Annotated in this window: 4 protein-coding genes; all 4 read right to left on the bottom strand. The window is 55.7% G+C overall.

Annotated features, from left to right (window positions below; genetic code table 11):
- Nucleotides 1-40 precede the first annotated feature (40 nt).
- Nucleotides 41-1,552 (bottom strand): immunoglobulin domain-containing protein, encoded by a 1,512-nt coding sequence (locus WHS88_12620; protein MEJ5261023.1) that lies wholly within the window; start codon nt 1,550-1,552, stop codon nt 41-43.
- A gap of 29 nt (nt 1,553-1,581) precedes the next feature.
- A complete protein-coding gene (locus WHS88_12615) occupies nt 1,582-2,529 on the bottom strand; it encodes a PEP-CTERM sorting domain-containing protein (protein MEJ5261022.1) in 948 nt (315 codons plus the stop codon).
- A 99-nt stretch (nt 2,530-2,628) separates the two neighbouring features.
- Complete coding sequence (locus WHS88_12610; GenBank protein MEJ5261021.1) at nt 2,629-4,305, bottom strand: hypothetical protein; 1,677 nt, start codon at nt 4,303-4,305, stop codon at nt 2,629-2,631.
- Nucleotides 4,302-4,829, bottom strand: a complete 528-nt coding sequence (locus WHS88_12605) for a sigma-70 family RNA polymerase sigma factor (GenBank protein MEJ5261020.1) — start codon at nt 4,827-4,829, stop codon at nt 4,302-4,304. Before WHS88_12605 ends, WHS88_12610 begins: the two co-directional genes overlap by 4 nt.
- Between the last annotated feature and the right edge of the window lie 87 nt (nt 4,830-4,916).

The following is a 4,916-nucleotide window of genomic DNA, read 5'->3' as shown; positions in this document are numbered from 1 at the left end:
AGGTATCGCAATAAACAAACTCAACAAAACTAAAACTTATTTAATGGAAACGGTAATAGAATCCTTCGTCCGCAACAGACACGTTGGAAATCGTCAGCATCGGACTGCCGGCGCCCACCTGGACATCATCCGCAGGCGTCGCATTCGACTTGTCCGTAGACTTGTACCACCGATAAACGGCCGGACTGACGCTGAATGCTTCGACTTCAAACACAGCGGTTCCGCCCGCATCCACCGTCACGCCTGCGGGGTCCTTTGTAACTACCGGCGAAGAGTACAGCGACTCAAACGTCCAAATCTCACTGACCGGATTGTTCGGGTCCACATTCAGCAGCGTACTCTGCCCAACCGTAAATGACTGCTCGAAACCTTCCAGTGCAGCCACAATCGCCCACTGATAGACCGCATCAAAATCCCAGGTCATCTGATAAGAAGACTCCGGTGTATTCCCCGGGTCCACGCCGGTTGCACCGACATAATACAGGTTCGGATCCGCAGAGGCCGCATTCCGGACAAACACATACTGGTCCACCACCGCCGGGTTGACCAGATACGGAGAATTCAGGTCCGGGTCCCGCGGGGCCTTCCACTGAAGGGTTGCCTGGACATTGTTATGCACCAAATCCGGCTGGAGCTGCACCGACGGCGAATAGGCGCTGGAGCCCATCAGGAAGGAAGCCGGAGTCAGAGCCGAATCGGAAATCCGCACTTCATCAATATAGCCGTAGGCGCGGTCCGTATGGCCGCCGTTATACAGTCCGCGGCCGACCGACCAGTCGCCCGCATCCCAGTCGCTTCCATCGCCGGCGCCGGCCGTCAGGGCCGTATTCGGGCTCCCGCTGGCCGTCAGATCCGTCTGGGCAATCAGCCGATATTCCGTGTCAACGCCCAGCTCCATCAAATACAGCGACAGGGTCTTGCCGTCACTGACAGCGGCAATCGCATACCACGGAACCCCGACTCCATCCGGATTGGAGCTCCAGTTAAACCCTGTAAAAATATTCGTTTCTGAAACGGCCTCATGCCAGTAGCCGGACACGTCACAGAACTTAATCGCCAGCCCGTTATTCGGAATCGCCTGCAGATAAAGAGCCGCCAAGGCGCTGTTTGTGGTAGGTCCAGCTGTATTCGTTCCATAACTGTCCCGCCCCACAATCGTCCGATAGCCGCCGTTTTCCAGCTTGAAAATGGCCTCGATCGTAAACTGGGCGGGCGTCATATACTGGAGCCCCGGGGCCGAACACCACATGGCCGGCCCGCCGCCGGAGTTCTTCACGCTCAGCAGATTCGCCTCTCCGGTCAGGCGGAGCTTCGGCGTGCCCACTTCGGAGCGGTAGATATATCCGCCGCCCCCGCAAGTCTGCCAAACACACAGATGATTGCCGTTACCCGACACATCCGGAATGTCCGGATAATAAACCCCATTCGAACCTGTGTGAGTCACACAAGACCCCGCCGTTCCGCCTTCAAACCGCCAATAAGCAACCGTGTTGGCCAGAACAGGCATGCTGACCAGACACAACACCGCTGCTGCTATACATACTTTTTTCATATCTGTCTCCTGCAAAAAACCGTTTTCCTTTACTTGCTGCGGCGAAGCAGCCCCAGTGCACCCAACCCTACCAAAACAATGCTGGCCGGTTCCGGAATCAGAAACTCGCTGACCGACAGAGCCGTATCCGAAATGCGAACCTCATCCAGGAACCCGTACGCCCGGTCCGTATGACCACCGGCATACATCCCGCGGCCGACTGTCCACGTGCCGGCAATCCAGTCATTTCCGCTGCCCTGTCCCATCGTCAGGGCTGTATTCGGACTTCCGCTGGCGGAAATATCCGTCTGAGCAATCAGCTGCCAGCCGGTGCCGGCCCCAATCTGAAGCAGATACAGAGAAAGCGTCGAACCGTCGCTCACCGCTGCCATGCTGTACCACGGAACCCCGATGCCGTCCGGATTTGTCCCCCAGTCAAAACCGGTAAAAACGTTCTCGGCAGACACCGCTTCATGCCAATAGCCGGACACATCGCAGAACTTAATCGCCAGCCGGTTGCCGGGAGTTGCCTGGAAATACAGGGCCGCCAGGTCAGGATTTCCTGCATATGCCCCGCGGCTGTCGCGTCCTACAATCGTCCGCCAGCCGCCGTTTTCCAGCTTAAAGGTCGCCTCAATGGTAAAAGCCGAAGGGGTAATGGTTCGTATCTCGGCATCCGGACTGGTAAACAGCGTGGGATATCCGCCGGTGTTCTTGACGGCAAACTGATTCGGCTGGCCCGTCAGAGGAATGTAGGAAATCCCCACATCGCTGCGATATTCGTATCCAGCCCACCCTTCCGTCCACACAGAAAGACCATAGCCGTTGCCGGAGCTGTCAGCCGTTCCTTCATAAAATACGCCGTCCGGCATCCCGCCGTGTGAAACCTGAGCCCGGTCCGGGCCTTCCTCAAACCGCCAGTACGCAACTGTCGATGCCTGCACTGACATCGTCGCCACACACAAAATGCCCAATACCATAAAAATCCTGCTTTTCATCGCTTCTTTCCTCCACAAAAAGTTCATACCAGTTTACTTCTCAAAATCCCTCACAGCACACACTTCACACTCCTATTTCCTTCTGTTCTCGGAACAACATCACAGTTCCAGTCGAGGATGACCGAACACACACCAGTCCGAATCGGACGCTCGTGCTCCCGGCTGGTCCGGATGGTCCACATCCTGTCCGTCGGTCGTCACCAGCGTCAAAAACCGTTCCGTTTCCTTAAGGGCAACCCGAATCGGAACCACCTGGGCTTTGTCCGTCAGCCGCGTCCTGAACTGCACTTGTCCATCAACCAGCACCCAAACCTCCGCATTGGGGGTCCGGTCAATATCCGAGGACAAACCGGCATCCGCCGCAAAGTGGGTGAAACGAAATCCCGTCGGCAAATCTCGACGAATGGCATTTAAATCGAACGTAATGCCCAGATTAGCATGCATGAAAATGGCCGGGTAATCCGCGGTTCCGAATTCCCGTTCGCCGATTCGGCAGGTGGCCTCGCCGCGAATCGCCGCCGCTGCCTCTCGGGCTGAACCGTTGACGATTTCCACAAAGAAGATGTTGTTCGTCGGCGGGCATTCCTGGAAAATATGCCCCTGACTGCTGACCACCTGCGGCCGGCTGCCTTCGGGCACAAAAACTCCGTCGATATAGCGTTCTGCGGCCAGGACACGGTATTCGCGAGTTCCTTCCCGGTCTTCCGCACGGTATCCGCCCCGTTTGCCGGAACGCGGGTCGATGGCTGTTTCCGGAACCCCGGTTCCCCAGCCGTTGCCGCCGCCGACAATATCGGCCAGACTGAGGGACTTTTGCCCCCGCCAGACGACATTCGCTTTCGAATTAATCCGCCGAACAAACAGCGACTCAGCCATCGGGATCTGCAGGACTTCAGAGCTCAGCCCGCATACCCGCCACCCCATTCCTTCTCTGGCCTCTACACTGACTTTCCGCTGTTTATCACCGGACAAAAGCCGCGTCAGCCCCCGACTCACATGGAGCTCCGTCGTCCCGTTGAAATCCGCCTGGACGCCGAACTCGGTTCCCAAATCCACCACCATGACCGTGGGCGTCACCACAGAGAACCCAAGCGCCTCCTGCGGCACAATGCAGTAAAGACGGCCGTACTGCATTCGAATCCGGTCTTCGGAAACAAGCTCAAATTCCGCCGGCCCTTCCACCGTTACAACTGCATTGTTGTCAAACTTCAGACTGGCGACCCCTCCACGCAGGTAATGGCTTCTGCGGGTCGTCAGACGCGTTCCGGCCTTCAGCATCCCGTCCGATTCCCCCCATTTGGCCTGGATGCTGTCCTCCAGGGTTGCCACCTCCACCCCCCTGCGGAAGGTGACCAGATGAGCATAGACGACAACCATCAAAATCGCCGCGGTGGAAAGAATCAGCGTATAAATGGACAGCTTGCTCACCCGCGGACGCGCTTGCGGAGCTCGATTGACCGGAGGAGCTTTCTCTTTCATTACTTCCTTCGAAATCGGGATCTCCGGCGCCGTCTGTTCATCCTGAGCCAGAGCTTTCCACAGCTCCGCATTCAGCAGACTGTCTGAACCGGCGGAAGAATCCTCCATCTCCAGACGCGACTCTTCATGAATTTTGAGGGCCGTATAGGTCTTGATAAAGTCCCAATAAAACCGCGCTGAACCGGGCTGCTGAAACCATTTCTCCAGCTTTGCCGCTCCTGCATCGTTCAGATCGCCTTCGAGCAGCCGCAGAAGGAATTCATATGTCGAGAAAGATTGTTTCGGATTCTGCGTCATACAGCCTCTCCGGCAAGCTTGCGCTCAATGCACAGCTTGAGAAAATGAAAGATTCGGGACAAACTCTTATACAGTGAATCCGCCGAACGCCCCGTATGCTGCGAAAGAAGTTTGACCGGAATATTCTCGTGAAAACGAAAAGAAATCAATTTACGATCCATCTCTTTCAGCGTCTGAAGACACGTCTTTAAAGCGGAAACCCGCTGGCTGATATCATCCTCGCCGCTTTCGGCGATCCGAAGAATCTGCTCGTACACCGAATCCGAAAACAGTTTCCGAGACCGCTTATTGGCACGCAGGTACTCCAGAACCTTATTGCGGGCGATACCCAGTGCCCAGGAGGCAAACGATTTGTCAGAATCATACGTTTCAAACCGTTCCCACAAAATTACGCTGGTCTCCTGAAACAGTTCCTCGGCGTCATTGCGGTTGTGAACCACAGACAAAATAAAGGCAAACAGCTTGGTCTGTATGCCCGCATACAGCCGTAAAAACCTTGCATGTTGGGAGCTGTTTGAATTCATCTATACGCTCAGGATTTTGTTTGTGCCTCTGTTTCTCACCACCAGAACCACATGCCGATTTGAATCCGCGGATTCATCCGGGCAAAA

This window comes from Anaerohalosphaeraceae bacterium (genome assembly GCA_037479115.1).
Classification (GTDB): domain Bacteria; phylum Planctomycetota; class Phycisphaerae; order Sedimentisphaerales; family Anaerohalosphaeraceae; genus JAHDQI01.
Note: the sequence above shows the minus strand (reverse complement) of the source record. Positions and strands in the feature narration are given on the sequence as shown.